12 protein-coding genes are annotated in these 15,305 nt (G+C 60.4%); 4 read left to right on the top strand and 8 right to left on the bottom strand.

What is annotated here, in order from left to right:
• Positions 1-20: 20 nt before the first annotated feature.
• The 4 genes from prpB to O148_RS0102805 form a co-directional block, all read right to left on the bottom strand.
• A complete protein-coding gene (gene prpB, locus O148_RS0102820) occupies positions 21-929 on the bottom strand; it encodes a methylisocitrate lyase (RefSeq protein ID WP_026529713.1) in 909 nt (302 codons plus the stop codon).
• Positions 930-979: 50 nt separating this feature from the next.
• Positions 980-2,542: an MmgE/PrpD family protein gene (locus tag O148_RS0102815; protein ID WP_026529712.1), complete on the bottom strand. Its 1,563-nt coding sequence runs from the start codon at positions 2,540-2,542 to the stop codon at positions 980-982.
• A gap of 1 nt (position 2,543) precedes the next feature.
• Positions 2,544-3,176 (bottom strand): GntR family transcriptional regulator, encoded by a 633-nt coding sequence (locus O148_RS0102810; protein ID WP_026529711.1) that lies wholly within the window; start codon positions 3,174-3,176, stop codon positions 2,544-2,546.
• Positions 3,177-3,415: 239 nt separating this feature from the next.
• Entirely contained in the window at positions 3,416-3,826 is a 411-nt protein-coding gene (locus O148_RS0102805; protein ID WP_026529710.1) for a hypothetical protein, read from the bottom strand.
• Positions 3,827-3,913: 87 nt separating this feature from the next.
• On the opposite strand from O148_RS0102805, the gene O148_RS0102800 reads away from it, so the two are divergent.
• Entirely contained in the window at positions 3,914-4,750 is an 837-nt protein-coding gene (locus tag O148_RS0102800; protein ID WP_026529709.1) for a hypothetical protein, read from the top strand.
• 167 nt (positions 4,751-4,917) lie between these two features.
• Complete coding sequence (locus tag O148_RS0102795; protein WP_084156982.1) at positions 4,918-6,840, top strand: HNH endonuclease signature motif containing protein; 1,923 nt, start codon at positions 4,918-4,920, stop codon at positions 6,838-6,840.
• Between the two features lie 51 nt (positions 6,841-6,891).
• Here the strand turns inward: O148_RS0102795 and O148_RS0102790 are convergent, their stop codons facing one another.
• From O148_RS0102790 to O148_RS14400, 4 genes are all read right to left on the bottom strand, one after another.
• Positions 6,892-8,442, bottom strand: a complete 1,551-nt coding sequence (locus tag O148_RS0102790; protein ID WP_026529707.1) for a hypothetical protein — start codon at positions 8,440-8,442, stop codon at positions 6,892-6,894.
• A gap of 78 nt (positions 8,443-8,520) precedes the next feature.
• Positions 8,521-10,050 carry a hypothetical protein gene (locus O148_RS0102785; RefSeq protein ID WP_026529706.1) on the bottom strand — a complete coding sequence of 510 codons (1,530 nt, stop codon included), beginning with the start codon at positions 10,048-10,050 and terminating at the stop codon, positions 8,521-8,523.
• Positions 10,051-10,214: 164 nt separating this feature from the next.
• On the bottom strand, positions 10,215-10,889 hold the full coding sequence (locus O148_RS0102780) for a response regulator (RefSeq protein WP_026529705.1): 675 nt from the start codon (positions 10,887-10,889) through the stop codon (positions 10,215-10,217).
• A complete protein-coding gene (locus O148_RS14400; protein WP_051619745.1) occupies positions 10,886-12,616 on the bottom strand; it encodes a sensor histidine kinase in 1,731 nt (576 codons plus the stop codon). Before O148_RS14400 ends, O148_RS0102780 begins: the two co-directional genes overlap by 4 nt.
• A gap of 135 nt (positions 12,617-12,751) precedes the next feature.
• Here O148_RS14400 and O148_RS0102770 point away from each other — a divergent pair, with 135 nt between their 5' ends.
• Both O148_RS0102770 and O148_RS0102765 read left to right on the top strand, forming a co-directional pair.
• On the top strand, positions 12,752-14,113 hold the full coding sequence (locus O148_RS0102770; protein ID WP_026529704.1) for a cation:dicarboxylate symporter family transporter: 1,362 nt from the start codon (positions 12,752-12,754) through the stop codon (positions 14,111-14,113).
• 289 nt (positions 14,114-14,402) lie between these two features.
• Positions 14,403-15,296, top strand: coding sequence for a ParA family protein (locus O148_RS0102765; RefSeq protein WP_026529703.1), 894 nt, complete (start codon positions 14,403-14,405; stop codon positions 15,294-15,296).
• Positions 15,297-15,305 lie beyond the last annotated feature (9 nt).

Raw genomic sequence — 15,305 nt, 5'->3', positions numbered from 1 at the left:
CGGATGGTGCGGCTGAGCTCTCAGCGGTGTGTACCCGGTACTTGGAAATTAAACACGGAATTGTCGAAACTGTTGTAGTTCTCATAGTCCACTAGCTCATACAAACGCGCACGGGTCTGCATCGATTCCACGAGATCGCCCTGGGTGCCCTGCGCGTTGATCGTGTCCAGGCCGGCTTCCACGGCCCCCATCGCGATGCGCAACAGCGTCACCGGGTAGATCACCATGTTCACGCCGACCGAGTCCAGTTGGTCCACGGTGAAGAGCTCGCTCTTGCCGAACTCGGTCATGTTCGCCAGGATCGGCACGTCCACCGCTTCACGGATTGCGGCAAATTCTTCCAGGGTGGCCATGGCCTCGGGGAAGATCGCGTCCGCCCCGGCGTCCACCAGGGCGCGGGCGCGGTCCTTGGCGGCGGCCAGGCCGTCAACGGCGCGAATGTCGGTGCGGGCCATGATGAGGAAGTTCTCGTCGCGGCGGCCCTCGACGGCGGCGCGGATGCGCTTGGCGGCGGTGTCCATGTCCACCACGGCCTTGCCATCCAGGTGTCCGCAGCGTTTCGGGTTGATTTGGTCCTCGATGTGCGCCCCGGCCAGTCCCGCGTTTTCCAATTCTTGGATGGTGCGGGCCACGTTCATGGGTTCGCCGAAACCGGTGTCGGCGTCGACCAGGGCGGGCAGTTCGCTCATCCGCGCGATCTGTCCGGCCCGGGTCGCCACCTCGGTGAGGGTGGTCAGGCCGATGTCCGGGAGGCCAAGGTCCGCGGCAAGGACCGCGCCGGAAATGTAGATCCCGTCAAAGCCCTTGTCCTCAATGAGTTTGGCGGACAGCGGGTTGAGCGCACCCGGGAATCGTTGGATGGTTCCGGAAGCGAGCTTGGCGCGAAGATCCTTGCGCTTCGCTTCGGCAGTAGTCTGCGAGTACAACATGATGTCTCCTGGTTAAGTGCTTTCGTTGTTGCGGGCGCGGTTCGCGACGGCTAGAACAGCCCGGTGGTGCGCGGCGAGTCCGCGATGACGCCCGGGGCCGCCAGCACGTTGAGCCCGAGCAGTTCGGTTCCGCTCAGTTCTTCGGTGCGCTGAGCCGTGTCCAGGAACCGTTCGATTTCGCTGGCCTCAAGAACACCTTCGGCCAGGGTGCGGAACTTCGCGATGTACTGTTCCCGGGCGAACGGCCGGGCGCCGAGCGGGTGCGCGTCGGCCACCGCGATCTCGTCCACAATTTTGGAACCATCGGTGAGGGTAATTTCTACCCGGCCGCCAAATGCCTTCTCTGCCGGGTCCACGGAATGGTAACGCCGCGTGTATTCGGCGTCCTCCGCCGTCGTAATTTTTTGCCAAAGCTCCACGGTATCGGCGCGGCGCGCGCGCTCGGGTGCGTAGGAATCGACGTGATGCCAGGCGCCGTCCTGGAGGGCGACCGCGAAAATATAGGGGATCGAGTGGTCCAGTGTTTCGCGGGTGGCGTCGGGGGAGTACTTTTGCGGGTCGCCCGCGCCCGAGCCGATCACGTAGTGCGTGTGGTGGCTGGTGTGAAGCACGATGCCTTGCACATTCGCGGGGTCGGCGAGCTCGGGGTATTCGCGGTGAAGCTTGCGGGCCAAATCGATCCACGCTTGCGCCTGATATTCGGCGGAGTGCTCTTTGGTGTAGGAGTCCAGGATCGCGCGCTTGGCCTCGCCGTGATCCGGGAGCGGGACCTCGTAGCGGGCGTCGGGGCCGTCGAGCAGCCAGGCGATGACGCCGTCTTCGCCCTCATAGATGGGAACCGGGGAGGTCTGTCCGCGTAGCGCGCGGTCGATCGCTTCCACCGCCATTTTCCCGGCGAATGCGGGGGCGTGCGCTTTCCAGGTGGAGATTTCGCCCTTGCGGGACTGGCGGGTCGCGGTGGTGGTGTGCAGGGCTTGGCCGATCGCCTGGAAAATGGTTTCCGCGTCCAGACCAAGCAGCGTGCCGATCCCGGCCGCGGCCGAGGGGCCAAGGTGCGCCACGTGGTCGATCTTGTGCTTGTGCAAGCTGATGGCTTTGACCAGGTCGATCTGGATTTCATAGCCGGTCGCAATGCCGCGGATCAGGTCGCGGCCGGTGATTTCGCGGCCATCCTTCATGGTGTTGCGTTCGCCGGCTGCGGCGCGCCCCGCGACGTACTGCGCGACCGCCAAGATCGGCGGAATATTGTCGCCGGGGTGCGAGTACTCGGCGGCGAGGAAGGTGTCGTGGTAATCCAGCTCGCGCACCGCCACCCCGTTGGCGTAGGCGGCCCATTCCGGGGTGGTTTGGGTGTCGATGCCGAAGATCGCGGCGCCCGGGGAGCGGGTGCCTGCCGCGAGGGCTTGCTCGCGCGCGGAGACGACGGGGGAGCGGTTGAGCGAGGCGACGGCAACCGACGCGTTATCGATGATCCGGTTGATCACCATGTCGGTGACTTCCGGGGTGACCTCGACCGGGTCGGTGGCGACCTGGGCGAGTTTCATGGCGAGCTGGTCCTCGCGGGCCAGGTTCTCTTCGCTGCGGTAGACGCGCACCTCGTGCAGACTCGTCACGTTATTCTCCCTCGGGGTAGGTGTTTTCGATGTTGTTCAGGCTTGCGGCCAGGTGAAGTGTGAGCGCGGCTTGCGCGAGTTCGGGTTTTCCGGCCGCGATGGCGCGGGCAATGGCGGCGTGCTCGCGTGCGGATTCTTCGAGGCGGGGCATGTCATCGCGGGCGATGCGCCGCACGCGTTGCAAGTGCGGGCGAAGTTGGGTGAGCGCGCGGGTGAGATAACTATTGTTTGCGGTCTCTGCGATGGCGTGATCGAGTTGGGCGCTCAGTGCGTAATACGCGGTGGCGTTTTTTACGTCCGCGCGGTCAAAGTCTGTGGTGAGTTGCGAGAATCGTTCGCGGGCGGCGGGGGTGGCCCGCGCGGCCAGGGCTACGGCGGAACTTTCCAGAGCCTCGCGGTAAGCAAAAAGGTCGCGGACCTGAGGCAAGGACATATGAGGTACGACGACGCCCCTCGCCCCAAGCGGGGACAGCAGGCTTTCCGAGGTGAGCCGAGCGAGCGCTTCGCGCACCGGGGTGCGCGATATTCCCAGGCGCGTGGCTAGTTCGACCTCTTGTAGGACGGTGCCGGGCGCGAGCGAGCCGTCAATGATCTCTTCGCGGAGGCTCTCGTAGGCTCGCTGACTGGCACGCACAGCATTAGTGTATGCACAAATACGCAGTTTTGCGAGTTGTGCGCTCGAAGAGCGACTCTATGTATACACAAGCCGCTGGCCGGCCCGGCAAGATGTTCCGGCAAGCCGCTCCGAACTCGGCGATGTGCGCCCCTCCCGCGAGTTGCCGTTTAAGTAGCGAATGCGGGCCGTAAAACCGTTATACGTGGCAACTCGCGAGTGAGGGTTGAGTGCTGGCGCGTGGTTTGGCGTCCGATTGGTTACCGTGCTCTCCTGGGCGACAGAATAAGGACTGCGATCGCGCCGATCACTGAGGGGGACAGGCCAGCAATACTCATGGCGAGCGGGTGCGGTTGCGTGAAGTTGTACAAACTCAGTGCCGTGCCGACGATAAACACTGCGCTCGAGGCGGCCGGAACCCAGTGATTGCCTTTGCGGGCCGCGAGCGCGAGAACCAGCCAGGCCGCAATCCCGGCGCCGTAGACGCTGAACTCGTAGGTCAAGATCCAGCTCACCGCATCGCTGGAGAGCGAGGGAGCGAACTGATTCGATGTGATGGCGGTTGCCCCTACAGAGAGAACCGTCGCGGCCAACCCTAGCCACAAGATAGTTGAGGCGCCCCGTGGTGCTGCACTCTTCGTTGTCCCGTGCCCGGTAGCTGCTGCGTCCATGTTCGAGTCTCCTTATCTTGGTGGATTGGGCGTCGGTCGAAGCGGTTGTTCGCGACCGACAGATTGACGGTAGCATTAAGGGACATTATGTCTCAATGGTGGTTTTCCACCACGAATCTTGTGCAAGTGGTGATAGCGATTGTGAACAGTGCAGGCGAGTGCTCATCGAAGAAGCGAACAAGTGCCTCCGAAAGCAAGTGGAAGGTACTGGAAGCCGGATCGAAGGTCTTTGACAACCCTTTTGAGTTCTCGGTGCGCGAGGTGAGTCTGGAGCGAGCGGTTCGCGACGCTGAGGTAGCCCGGAGCGTTGCGTATCGACTGTGGCCGGACAAAGCGCTTTTTTTTGCCGATCTGGTGCAGCATGCCTTGGAAAAGCTTGCCAACCAGTTCGACAGCGAAAGCGACCTTGACGCAAAGGCCGCGCTGGAATACCTGGAGCCTCGCCGGGCGAAAATGGCAAGAGCAGAATCACGGCGAGAGTTGTTGATGGAACTTCTGGAAGTTTTGGCCTTACGCGATGTCAGGCACGTTTCTGCAAGTCCTGCGTGGGCACAGTTTTTACGGCTTGAGCATGTCGTTGGGTCTATGGCGCCAACTTCCGCGCGTCAGCGTGCGATCAACGTTGTCGCGCGGGTGGAGCAGAATCGGCGTCAGCACATTGCCGAGCGGCTAACCTCGGTGCTGGACGCACTAGGGTTCGCAGTTGGCGGCAACGAATATACCGTGAGAAGAATGGTCGATGTCTCGACGATACTGATACGTGGCGGTGCAGAAAAGATTCGGGAAAACGTGGTCGAGGAGGGTGATCTGGAGCAGGATATTGCCAGAGCATATAGCGCATTATGGATGACGATTATCGAGACGCGAGATAGTTGCGAGTGGTCTGCCTCCAGGATCACTGAATCTCTTGCTAGTGTGCGCTAAGCGTGGGTAGTTTTTGTCAGGGAACGCTTTACACTAATAGTGAAATTAGGGCATGAAAAGATAGAGAAATGATTCAAGTAGTTAAACCTTAAAGTTTTACTTTAATGATTGGCCGTATTTTCTCCAAAAATATCGCTTTTAACCTTCCTTGGGTGTAAAATTTATACATGGACAACGATCTTTCAGGATCCACGGATCCAAAATTGGGGAGCAAGGCAGCTGATGCCGCTACGCCCCGATCGTTGCCCGATGACCTCGCCGCCCCACCGGTAAAGCTTGAGGCGGAAAGTCCTTCTGCCCTGGACGCTAACACCCGGCACCGACATTCAGTTTCGGGCGAACAGGAAGACCCCGGCCAGCACGTATCCGGCCCTGTCATGGATAGCGAAAGTGGTGCGGAGGATTGGGGCTCTCGGCTGCAAGCGATCACGTCCGAGCTGTTGGACCTGATGGGCGAGTTTTCCAGCCAGGGTTCTGGAACGCCCCGACGGGAGATCACGCGTGCCGCGCAATTGCTCGAAGATGCCTCTAGGGCTGTGGACTCGGCCAAGATCGTCATGACTGGCGTGATGGACACCGAGCATGTGGCGGCGGTACCACTTGGCGGAACATTTGGTTGGGAACCGGAGCCCGAACATCCGCAATTCAAGGACCTCGCGGACTTTATGGTTCAGACACTGCGAATCTCGCGGACCCAAGCAAAGCAACGAATAGCCCTGGCAAAGGCGATTCGACCTCGTGAACAGTTCAGCAACGGGCGCGGAACCGCTCACCATCCTCATCTCGCCGATGCTGTAGAGCATGGCGAACTCTCCACCGATGCTGCGCACATTACGCTCACCACGAGCGATCACATTGCGGCGCACGCTCCCACCCGGTGCGAAATAGGCGACGTACAGACGGATGCAGAAAAATGGGCGGACGAAGCCGAGCGTACGCTGTGCACGCAAGCTCATACCTTTGGCCCCGACCAGTTGCGTCGCATAGCCAAACATTTCGAGGTCTTGGCCAACCAGGACGGTGCCGAACCTACCGAACGGGAGCTGGCCCAAAAGCAGGGGCTCTTCTACAAGAAGTACCGCAATAAGTTGCATCATCTTGAACTGGTCGTCACCGACTTCCAGTACGAGGCTCTTTCCACGTTCGTGAACGCCCTCATCACCCCGACTCGGGACGGCAAGATTCACCTCGGAAGCCTGGGCACAACCGTTACCGGGTCTGCCTCCAGCGGCGACAGTGCCTCAGGCGAAGCCGGAATGCTCGCGAAATCCGACGTAGCTCGCGAAATTTTAGACATCGATCCGCTGAAGCTCATCAGCGGATACGGTGTGGAACCCTCCAAGGCGCAAGTGGATCGAGCCTCCGAAGGTCTCGAACCGACGTACGCTCAAAAACTTCTCGATGCCTTCCTGATTGCGGCAAGGGAAGGCGCCATAGCGCTCGCCGAAGCGGTTAAGAGCGAAGACGGAGCACCTAATTACGTTCCAAAGGCGCGGCAGACCGTGATCGCCGTCATTAATCAGCACGATTTGACGGGCGCGCTCAAGAATCGGTCAGAAGATAGCGCTGGCACACCCGCCGAAGAGGTTCCCGGAGCCGGAACCACCACCGATCCACCTCCGCACGTCGAATCGGACTCACAAACATCGTCCGGAACCGCGTTTTATCAGCGGATCGGTGCGGCAACATCCCAAGACATTCGTCGAGTGGCGTGCAACGCCGACCTGATCCCCGTGGTGTTCGGGGGAGACAGCCAGCCACTGGATGTTGGCCGATCGCGCCGGCTTTTCACCGCGGCGCAACGCGTTGCACTCAATGCACGCGACAAGGGATGCGTCTTCCCAGGATGCACCACGCCTCTTGCCTTCTGCGAAGCACACCACATTAACCCTTGGTCGCGCGGCGGCGAGACGAACCTCAGCAACGGCGTATTGCTGTGCTCCTATCACCACCACTACATCCACACGGGTACCTGGGAGATTGCCATTATTGACAACACTCCCTGGCTCATCCCGCCGCTCTGGGTGGACAGCCAACAACGCCCGCTGCGCAACACAGTTCACACCTTCGGAACTTCGCTCCGCCGCTAGGACGGATTTCGCTAATACCAGTGGCGCCACCTTTAGGCCACCAGAGAAGACTCACTCCCAGAAGAACAAATCGCCCATGGCCCCGGCAAGGGTGTGGGTAGCAACATACTGGCGAGAGGTGACCCGCTCCAAGTCAACGCGGCGTACCGAGCCATCTTGTGGGGAAAAGCATCGCAAAGCATTGGGAGAGCGGTTACTGCCACGCAGGTCAAACTCGAGCTGGACGGTGTGAGTGGCAGATTGTGACTCGCCGCCCCCAGAAAAGCGATCCTCGATGTTGTTTTTGGCGAATCCCGAGGCGTTTAGAACCATGAAAAAAGGAGTGTCTGGGCGCGGGATCCACGTGGACCGTTCGCGCTTCGTCAGCCCGGGCAACGGTCGGAAAGTGCCGATCACGGTGTCAGTGGGCCGACCCGCATTCGCGTCCGCTCCCCGCACCGACTTCAGCCCTGTCAGGAGAGTGTCGGGGTCGGTTTCGACACTCCATCGGGGAATGTCAGCGGCCGGCGTGCTGACGATACTTCCGGAATCGGATTGCATTTGGCCGTGAACGATTCCCGCACCCTGGGTCCTCAAGCGAACCAGGTAGGGGCTGAGGTTGCGCATAAACCCGTTCAGCGCGGCATATTGCGAATATTGCGGTGTGAGGTTGCCGTTCGCGTCGTTGAGCAACCAGTGCTCGTCGCCCGGAGCCCATTCCCAACGGAAGAGGTTTAGCCATTTGCCGCCCAAGGTCCAGGTGAGCATTGATGTCAACCATATTTCGGTCTCGCTGAGTACGCGGGGGCCTATCAATGCTTGGTTAGTTCCGGTTCGGTAACCGAGTGTGTACTGGCCAAAAACCAGTGGGTTATTGCCTTTTCCGTCGCTACCTTCGAGCGCTAACCGCCGGTATCGCCACGTGTCGTTATAGAGCGGGGTCACGCTCCCGCCCGGATACGAGCGCTGCGTGGTGGTGTTGTAGTAGTAGCTGTCGAAGGTGAGCATATCGGGCTGCAGCGCCGCCACGTAACGTCGGATCTGGTCATCCTGCCATTGACCAGCCCATTGGTTGGTGTGAGCCAGAGCGTCCGGTGCCTGCTCGCGGAGTTTGGCGAAATAACGAGGTAACCACTGGATCAGTTCGTCTGAATAGTATTCTTCATCGCCGAAGCATACGGAGAACAGGTTCTGAATGTTCTGCAATTGCGCATCGTGGAAATACGGTCGGCTCTCATCTAAAGGGCCGAGTATGTGTTGGGCGAAGGGAGCCTTGGCCAAGGACCACGTCTTATCCTTCAGCCCATTCATGAGAGGAGCATTGTAGAGATCGGGATCGTAAAACGTGGGCATGTTGAACCCGCCCGCTTCAACGACGGCCGGAGTGGGGACATACCGTGGCGGAGTATCGGGAGCGACCCATACCGCGTGGCGCAAACCGCGTTGTAAGAAGGCCCGTTCCGCTTTAGTCATGGCCCCGGCACTGGGAGGCGCGGAGAGGGCTGGCGTAACGCCGAGCGAGCCGGCGCCGATTGCGCCGCCCGCCGCGGCGATCCCCGCAATGCCGAGCGCCCGGCGCCTGGATAATCCGTTTGCTGAGGGAGTTGACTTCGGTGTAGCCACGGTATGTTCCTTTGTTGTGAGGGCTGGGGTCGGGGTCCATACTTCCGGCGCGGCCGGTTTGACGGGTTGGGTCAGAAATTAGACCCAGAAGAATAGGTCGCCAACACCACCGTTTATCGACCAATCGACCCAGTACCGACCATTTGATCCAGAGTTGAGTGAGACTGGCTCCACCGTTCCGGTAGCTGCGCGGATGACGCGCAATCCCGCCGAATTGTAAGGAAGCCCCGTCAGGTTGAAGGTGAGGCGGACCGTCTGTCGCAGCGTCGCCGATTCGCCGCCGATTCCGTCGCGCAGACCGGGATTGTCATTGGCGAAGCCGGTGGCGTTGACCACCATAAAAAACGGCGAATCGGCTGTCGGGATATAAGTTCCGCGTTGTGTTGCCGATAGCCCGGGTATCGGGCGGAAGGTGCCGATAAGCGTGTCGGTGGGCTGTCCACCATTCTTATCCGGCGCCTTCGTCACGCTCACCGACTCCAGCCCAATGCCCGGATCGGTGGTGGCCGTGAACGCCGGTATGGAGGAGGCCGGTGTGGGACTGCCACTAGCCAGCTTTCCACGCACCAGGCCGGCATTTTTCGTGCGTAGCCGAACAAGGTACGGGCTGAGGTTGCGCATCATCGCGTTGAGTTTGGCGTAACGATCAAACTGAACGGTGAGGTTGCCGTTTTCATCATTCAGCAACCAGATTTGATCCCCCGCCTTCCATTCCCAACGGAAAAGGTTGAGCCACTTTCCACCCAGCGCCCACGTCACGAAGGACACGACGTATTGCTCGGACTCGGAAATCACACGGGTGCCGACGCCTTCTTGCGAGTTCCCGTTCCGGTAGCCCAGCGTGTACTGCCCGAAAGCAAGGGGAGAAGTACCCGCGCCGTCGAGCCCCTCCAACGATAGCCGGCGGTATCGCCAGGTGTCGTTGTAGAGCGGAGTCACACTGCCGGACTCAAATCGTCCCGACCCCGCGGTATGGAAGTAGTAGTTGTCCCAGGACAGGAGGTCAGGTTGTACACGGCGAATATAGTCGCGAATTTGAGTGTCGGACCACTGCCCGGAATATTGATTCGTATGTAGGAGCGCTTGAGGCGCCGCTGCGCGTGCCTGTGCTGCATACTGGCTGAACCAGTCCACGCGATCGACGCTGTAACCCTCTTCATCACCTAAACAGATTGAAAAGAGGTTCCCGGCATTTGCCTGTTGCTCGGCATTCAGGAATGGCCGCCCCGGTTGCGGCGGCCCATCGATCTGGTCGGAGTACGGCGCCTTTGTGATCGCCCAGGTTTCTCCGGGTAACTGATCCATGAGTGGCTTGTTGTACAAGTCGGGGTCGTAGAACGTTGGCATCGTGAAGCCGCCCTGCGCGCTGTAAACCTGAGCGCTCGGGTAGTAGCGTTCCGGCGGTGCCACCCACGCTCCGTGTTGCAGGCCGCGGCGCAAGAATGCCGCATCCGAGCGGCTCAAACCGCTTACGTCGGCAGCCGTGGCCGTGCTGGCCGAAGCCGCATTGACAGCCGCGGCGGAGGCCGTTCCCAAAGCGAGTCCGGCCCCGAGCAGGGTGCGGCGACTAGTGGAATGAAACGGACGTGGGGTTGCATTTTCGGGCATGATTCGTGCTCTCGTTTCCTTCACTGAGTATTCGTCTACACCGCACACAATCCACAAGTGATCAGAGGTTTTCCCGCGGGATGGGGCGGTTTAGGCTTGAGCCTAGGATCAGAGAACGGCACCGTCAAGAGGTTTTGCTATTAAAGATCGGATGAATTGTCCATTTAGCGAGTCGCCCAAGTGTACTGATTTTCGGGACGCCCCGGCGTTCCATAACGTGCCGTACGAGCAACCTGCCCGCTCTCCACTAGATGCTCCAGATACCGTCTGGCGGTGACACGTGAGATGCCTAAACTCTCGGTCAACTCCTGCGCGGAGACGGCCCCAGCGCTCGTCCTGAGTAGGTCGATGACTTTTTCTAGGGTTCCAGGTGATAACCCCTTGGGGAGAGGAACCGTGACGGGTGAACGTAACCTCGCGAGCGCCTGATCGACCTGATGTTGCGAGCCCTGCTCGCTACCGTGAAGTTGCTCGCGAAAATGCCGATAGTTCTCCAACTTTTCCGCGAAAGCCGCAAAGGTGAAGGGTTTCATCAGGTATTGCACGACGCCCGCGGCGATGGCCCCGTGAATGATGGGCATCTCCCGCACCGCCGTGATGGCGATGATGTCTACCGTCGCACCAGCGGCACGCAGTCGTCTTGCCACATCCAAGCCGTGAACATCGGGAAGGTTCATATCTAATAGGACGACATCGACGCGATGATCGGATAGGAAAGCTGGCACATCCTGTCCCCGGTGCACCACTCCAGTGACGGCGAATCCCTCGACTCGGGTCACGTATTTTGCGTGGGCCTCGGCCATGAGCGGATCATCGTCCACCACCAGAACCTGAATCATGCGCTCTGCCCCTCGTCGGGGGAAATCTCAGAAGTAGAATCGCCGTCGGCGCTGAGCGAGATAGGCAGTGCCACGGTGAACACGGCGCCGGTTTCGTCCTGTCCCGCCTCAAGTTCGCCGCCAAGTCTCGTGACCGCTTGCTGCACGAGTGCTAAGCCAATGCCGCGCCCGGTCGAATCGGATTCCTTGGTGGTGTAGCCGCGTTCCAAAATGCGGCGCGGGTCCTCCACGCTGAATCCCGGCCCGCTATCGGTCACTTTGATCAGTATCAGCCCCGACTCCCGCCAGATATCCAGCGATATCCACAATTCCGCTGGGTCGTTGTGAGTCTGAGGGTTGTTTTGCGCCTGACGGCCGATTTGCAGATGCGCGCCAGGCAGTAGGCCCGCACCGGAATGGGCCCGGCTTCCCTCGATGGCGGCATCCATCGCGTTGTCCAGCAGGTTGCCTAAAATCGTGACGACGTCGTGTGCGTCGAGGTGGGCAAAGCTTGCCCGCTCGTCCCAACTCACGCGAAGATCAATTCCGGATTCGCGGGCCTGGGCCGCCTTCGCCATGACCAAAGCGGCGAGAACCGGTTCGCGGTGCTCATCAATGACCTGGTCGACTAAGCGTTGGGACAGCGTTAGATCCTGCGTGGCAAACTCAAGCGCTTGCTCGCTATGGCCCAATTCCAACAGCGAAACGATCGTGTGGATACGGTTTGCGTGCTCGTGGGTTTGCGCGCGGAGCGCATCAGTCAGAGTGCGTGTGGAGCGCAGTTCCTCGCCCATCCTTTGCACCTCGGTGTGATCCTGCAGGGTCGCGACCGAACCGTGAGAACGGGAGTCGCCCGGGGTCCTCGCGCGTTCCTGAGACACCACGAGCAGCTTCTCACCCACCACAAAAAGTTCCTCCCGCGCTACTCGTCCCGAGGCTAAGAGCTCGCGCAGCGAGGCGGGAATGTCCAACGCGGATAGCGTCACGGGTGCCCTCTTAGTCTCGGGGCCCGAAACGCCAAGGAGTGCGGCAGCTTGATCGTTATACATCACGAGCCGACCAGCGGTATCGACCAGGATCAGCCCGTCCCGCACCGAGTGCAGCCCCGACTCGTAATAGCTGAAAAGCTGCCCCAGTTGTTCAGGTCCCCAACCGTGGGTCACGCGCTTCAAATATCTGCCGATGAGGTAGGTAAGCAATCCGCCCAAGCCGAGCAGTCCCAGCGATAATGCCCCAATCAAGACAAACCGTGACGCCACGACATCCTCGATGGCATCCACGGTCACGCCCACCGACACCATCGCGACAACCTGGGCATTCGCGTCCTTGACCGGAACAATGGTGCGCACCGATGGGCCAAGAGTGCCCGCTGTGGTTTCGGTGAAGGATCGGCCAGCCAGCGCCTCGTCCACACTGCCGATATAGGGCAGTCCGATTTCTTCGCGATTGCGGTGCGTCCACCGTGTGCGATCCGGCGCCATGATGGTAATGAAATCGATCCGAGAATCGTTCATCACCCGCTCGGCGAAGGGCTGCAACACGCTGGAGGGGTCTTTGCTCCCTGCCGCCTGAAGTACCAAGGGGGAATCCGCGATCGTGGTGGCTATCGCCGTCGTACGCTGTGCGGCGTCGCCAAAGGCGCGCTCGCGCGCATCAAGGTAAGCCAGAGTGGCAAAGACCGCCGTGATGAGAACCATGAAGAGGAAATAGAGCGCGAACAGGCGCCGAGCGAGGCTCCAGGTGCGCATGCTCCTCCTCCGTGACCAATATGAACAGAAGGGTGTCCTAGGTCACATTCTGCGCCAAGCTAGTGGTTGGATGCTATCGACAGCGGTGAATAGTGCACCGCAGAGAATCTTAATCACCACATCTGGAGGAAGAAAATGAGCACTCAACGAGGAGATGCGCAGCCGGTCACTCGGCGCAAAAAGGACAAGACGCACTGGCTTTATATTGCGGTGATCGCCGCCGTGATTCTCGGCATTATTGTCGGGCTGGTGGCCCAAGGCACGCAGGGCGGAACCAAGAACTTCGCGACCTCGCTCAAGCCGCTCGGCGACATTTTTGTGGATTTGATCAAGATGTTGATCGCGCCGGTGATTTTCTGCACCATCGTGACCGGGATCGGATCGATCGCGAAGGCGGCGACGGTTGGCAAGGTGGGCGGCATGGCCCTCCTGTACTTCATTTGCATGTCCACCTTTGCGCTGATTATTGGCCTGGTGGTCGGTAATTTCTTGCATCCGGGCGAGGGCCTGAAGCTCACCGAATACAAGCCGGGTGGCTCTGCTGGGGGCACCGGAAATGCGCTATTTGACTTCGTCATTGAGATTATTCCGCCCGGACTGCCGGTTCTTCCCACGTTGTTTACCGCGCTACTGGTGGGCTTCGCGGTGCAGAGCATGGGTAAGAGCGGCGAACCGATTCTGCGGGCCGTGCGCACGTTCCAGGGCCTTGTCTTTAAGATCCTGATGATGATCATGTGGGTCGCGCCGATCGGTGCGTTCGGTGCGATCGCCGCTGTAGTGGGGGCCACCGGTTTGGAAGCCGTGAAGTCGATGGCGATCCTGATGGTCGGCTTCTATGTCACCTGCATTCTGTTCATCGCGATTGTGCTCGGCGGACTGCTGTACCTGGTGACGCGGATCAATATTTTCAAGCTCATGAAGTACTTGGGCCGCGAGTACCTTCTCATCTTCTCCACCTCATCCTCCGAATCCGCGCTGCCGCGGCTTATCGCCAAGCTGGAACACCTCGGCGTGTCCAAGCCGGTGGTGGGCGTGACGGTGCCGACCGGTTATTCCTTCAACCTGGACGGCACCGCAATCTACCTGACGATGGCCACACTGTTTGTGTCCAACGCGATGGGCGTCAATATGTCCATGGGCGAGCAGATTTCGCTCTTGATCTTCATGGTTATTGCGTCCAAGGGCGCCGCCGGTGTGACCGGTGCGGGTCTGGCAACACTCGCTGCGGGACTCCAGGCATACCGTCCGGAACTGCTTGGCGGTGTCGGCGTGATTGTGGGTATCGACCGTTTCATGTCGGAGGCTCGCGCGCTGACCAACTTCACCGGCAACGCGGTGGCGACCGTCCTCGTGGGAACCTGGACCAAGGAAATCGACCGCGACCAGGTGGACCGGGTGCTCTCCGGGCAGGACAAGTTCGACGAAGCGTCCATGGACCCGGACGCGCATGGCGGCACCGAGATTGTGGAAGCCGAGGTGGTTGAGGCGCGCCGCTAGGGGCGGGTCTGTTCTGGGGCAGCTGTGGACCCATAACTGTTATGGGTCCACAGCGCGGCGTTTGCAGACACGGGTTGCGGGAAAACGCCCGGAGGTGGCGCGGGTGGCCCGAGTGTGAGTGCGCCTGGGAGCGTGTGCCCGCCAGAGTGCGGGCCTTGAGCCTCCACTTTCAAGTTAAACCTGAAGGTGGAGGCTCGCGGCGTCTCGCGGGGAAGGTGCGTGGGGTGTGCCACAGGTGCCGATAGCCTGGCACAAGAGATAACCCTGTAAGCAATGAAAGTGTGTATTGGTGAGTAACGAGTCAGGCGTACAAACACTCCCCGGAGTCGGTGCTCCCGGCGAACTGCATGACCCCGCCGGCCGCGCATACCGAGAATTTCCCGCCCCCGCACCGCTGGATTCGCACGGCCCGGCCCGTGTCATCGCCATGGTCAATCAAAAGGGCGGCGTCGGTAAAACCACCTCCACCATTAACCTCGGGGCCGCGCTCGCCGAGGCCGGCCGCAAGGTGCTCCTCGTCGACTTTGACCCGCAGGGCGCGCTCTCGGCGGGATTTGGCACCAATCCGCATGAGTTGGATGTGACCGTCTACAACGTGCTGATGGAACGCAAAACCTCGGTACGCGAAGCCATTCAGCCCACCGATGTGGACAACATTGATCTGCTTCCAGCCAATATCGATCTCTCCGCCGCCGAAGTGCAACTCGTCAATGAGGTGGCGCGCGAGCAGATCCTCGCCCGCGCGCTCCGCGAGGTCGAAGATGACTATGACGTCATCTTGATCGACTGCCAACCCTCGTTGGGTCTGTTGACCGTCAACGCCCTGACCGCCGCACACGGTGTCATCATCCCGCTCACCGCAGAGTTCTTCGCCCTGCGTGCGGTAGCGCTCTTGGTGGAAACCATCGAGAAGGTCCAAGACCGGCTCAACCCGCGCCTGGTGATTGACGGCGTGGTGGCCACCATGTTTGACGCACGCACCCTGCACAGCCGCGAGGTCATGAACCGACTGGTGGAGGCATTTGGAGACAAGGTATTCCACACCGTCATCCGCCGGACCATCAAGTTCGCGGACGCGACCGTCGCGGCCGAACCCATCACCACCTATGCCGGTAATCACGCAGCCGCCGATTCCTACCGTCAATTGGCTCGAGAGTTGATAAGCCGCGGCGGCGCACCCTAATGTGAGCGC

It is taken from the genome of Haematomicrobium sanguinis DSM 21259, assembly GCF_000688395.1.
Taxonomy (GTDB): domain Bacteria; phylum Actinomycetota; class Actinomycetes; order Actinomycetales; family Micrococcaceae; genus Haematomicrobium; species Haematomicrobium sanguinis.
This window is presented reverse-complemented; position numbering and strand designations above follow the sequence as displayed.

Excerpts from the sequence above, each read along its gene's own strand:
- prpB (WP_026529713.1), bottom strand. The coding sequence starts at position 929 with ATGTTGTACTCGCAGACTACTGCCGAAGCGAAGCGCAAGGATCTTCGC.
- O148_RS0102805 (WP_026529710.1), bottom strand. The coding sequence starts at position 3,826 with ATGGACGCAGCAGCTACCGGGCACGGGACAACGAAGAGTGCAGCACCA.
- O148_RS0102800 (WP_026529709.1), top strand. The coding sequence starts at position 3,914 with ATGTCTCAATGGTGGTTTTCCACCACGAATCTTGTGCAAGTGGTGATA.
- O148_RS0102795 (WP_084156982.1), top strand. The coding sequence starts at position 4,918 with ATGGACAACGATCTTTCAGGATCCACGGATCCAAAATTGGGGAGCAAG.
- O148_RS0102785 (WP_026529706.1), bottom strand. The coding sequence starts at position 10,050 with ATGCCCGAAAATGCAACCCCACGTCCGTTTCATTCCACTAGTCGCCGC.
- O148_RS0102780 (WP_026529705.1), bottom strand. The coding sequence starts at position 10,889 with ATGATTCAGGTTCTGGTGGTGGACGATGATCCGCTCATGGCCGAGGCC.
- O148_RS14400 (WP_051619745.1), bottom strand. The coding sequence starts at position 12,616 with ATGCGCACCTGGAGCCTCGCTCGGCGCCTGTTCGCGCTCTATTTCCTC.
- O148_RS0102770 (WP_026529704.1), top strand. The coding sequence starts at position 12,752 with ATGAGCACTCAACGAGGAGATGCGCAGCCGGTCACTCGGCGCAAAAAG.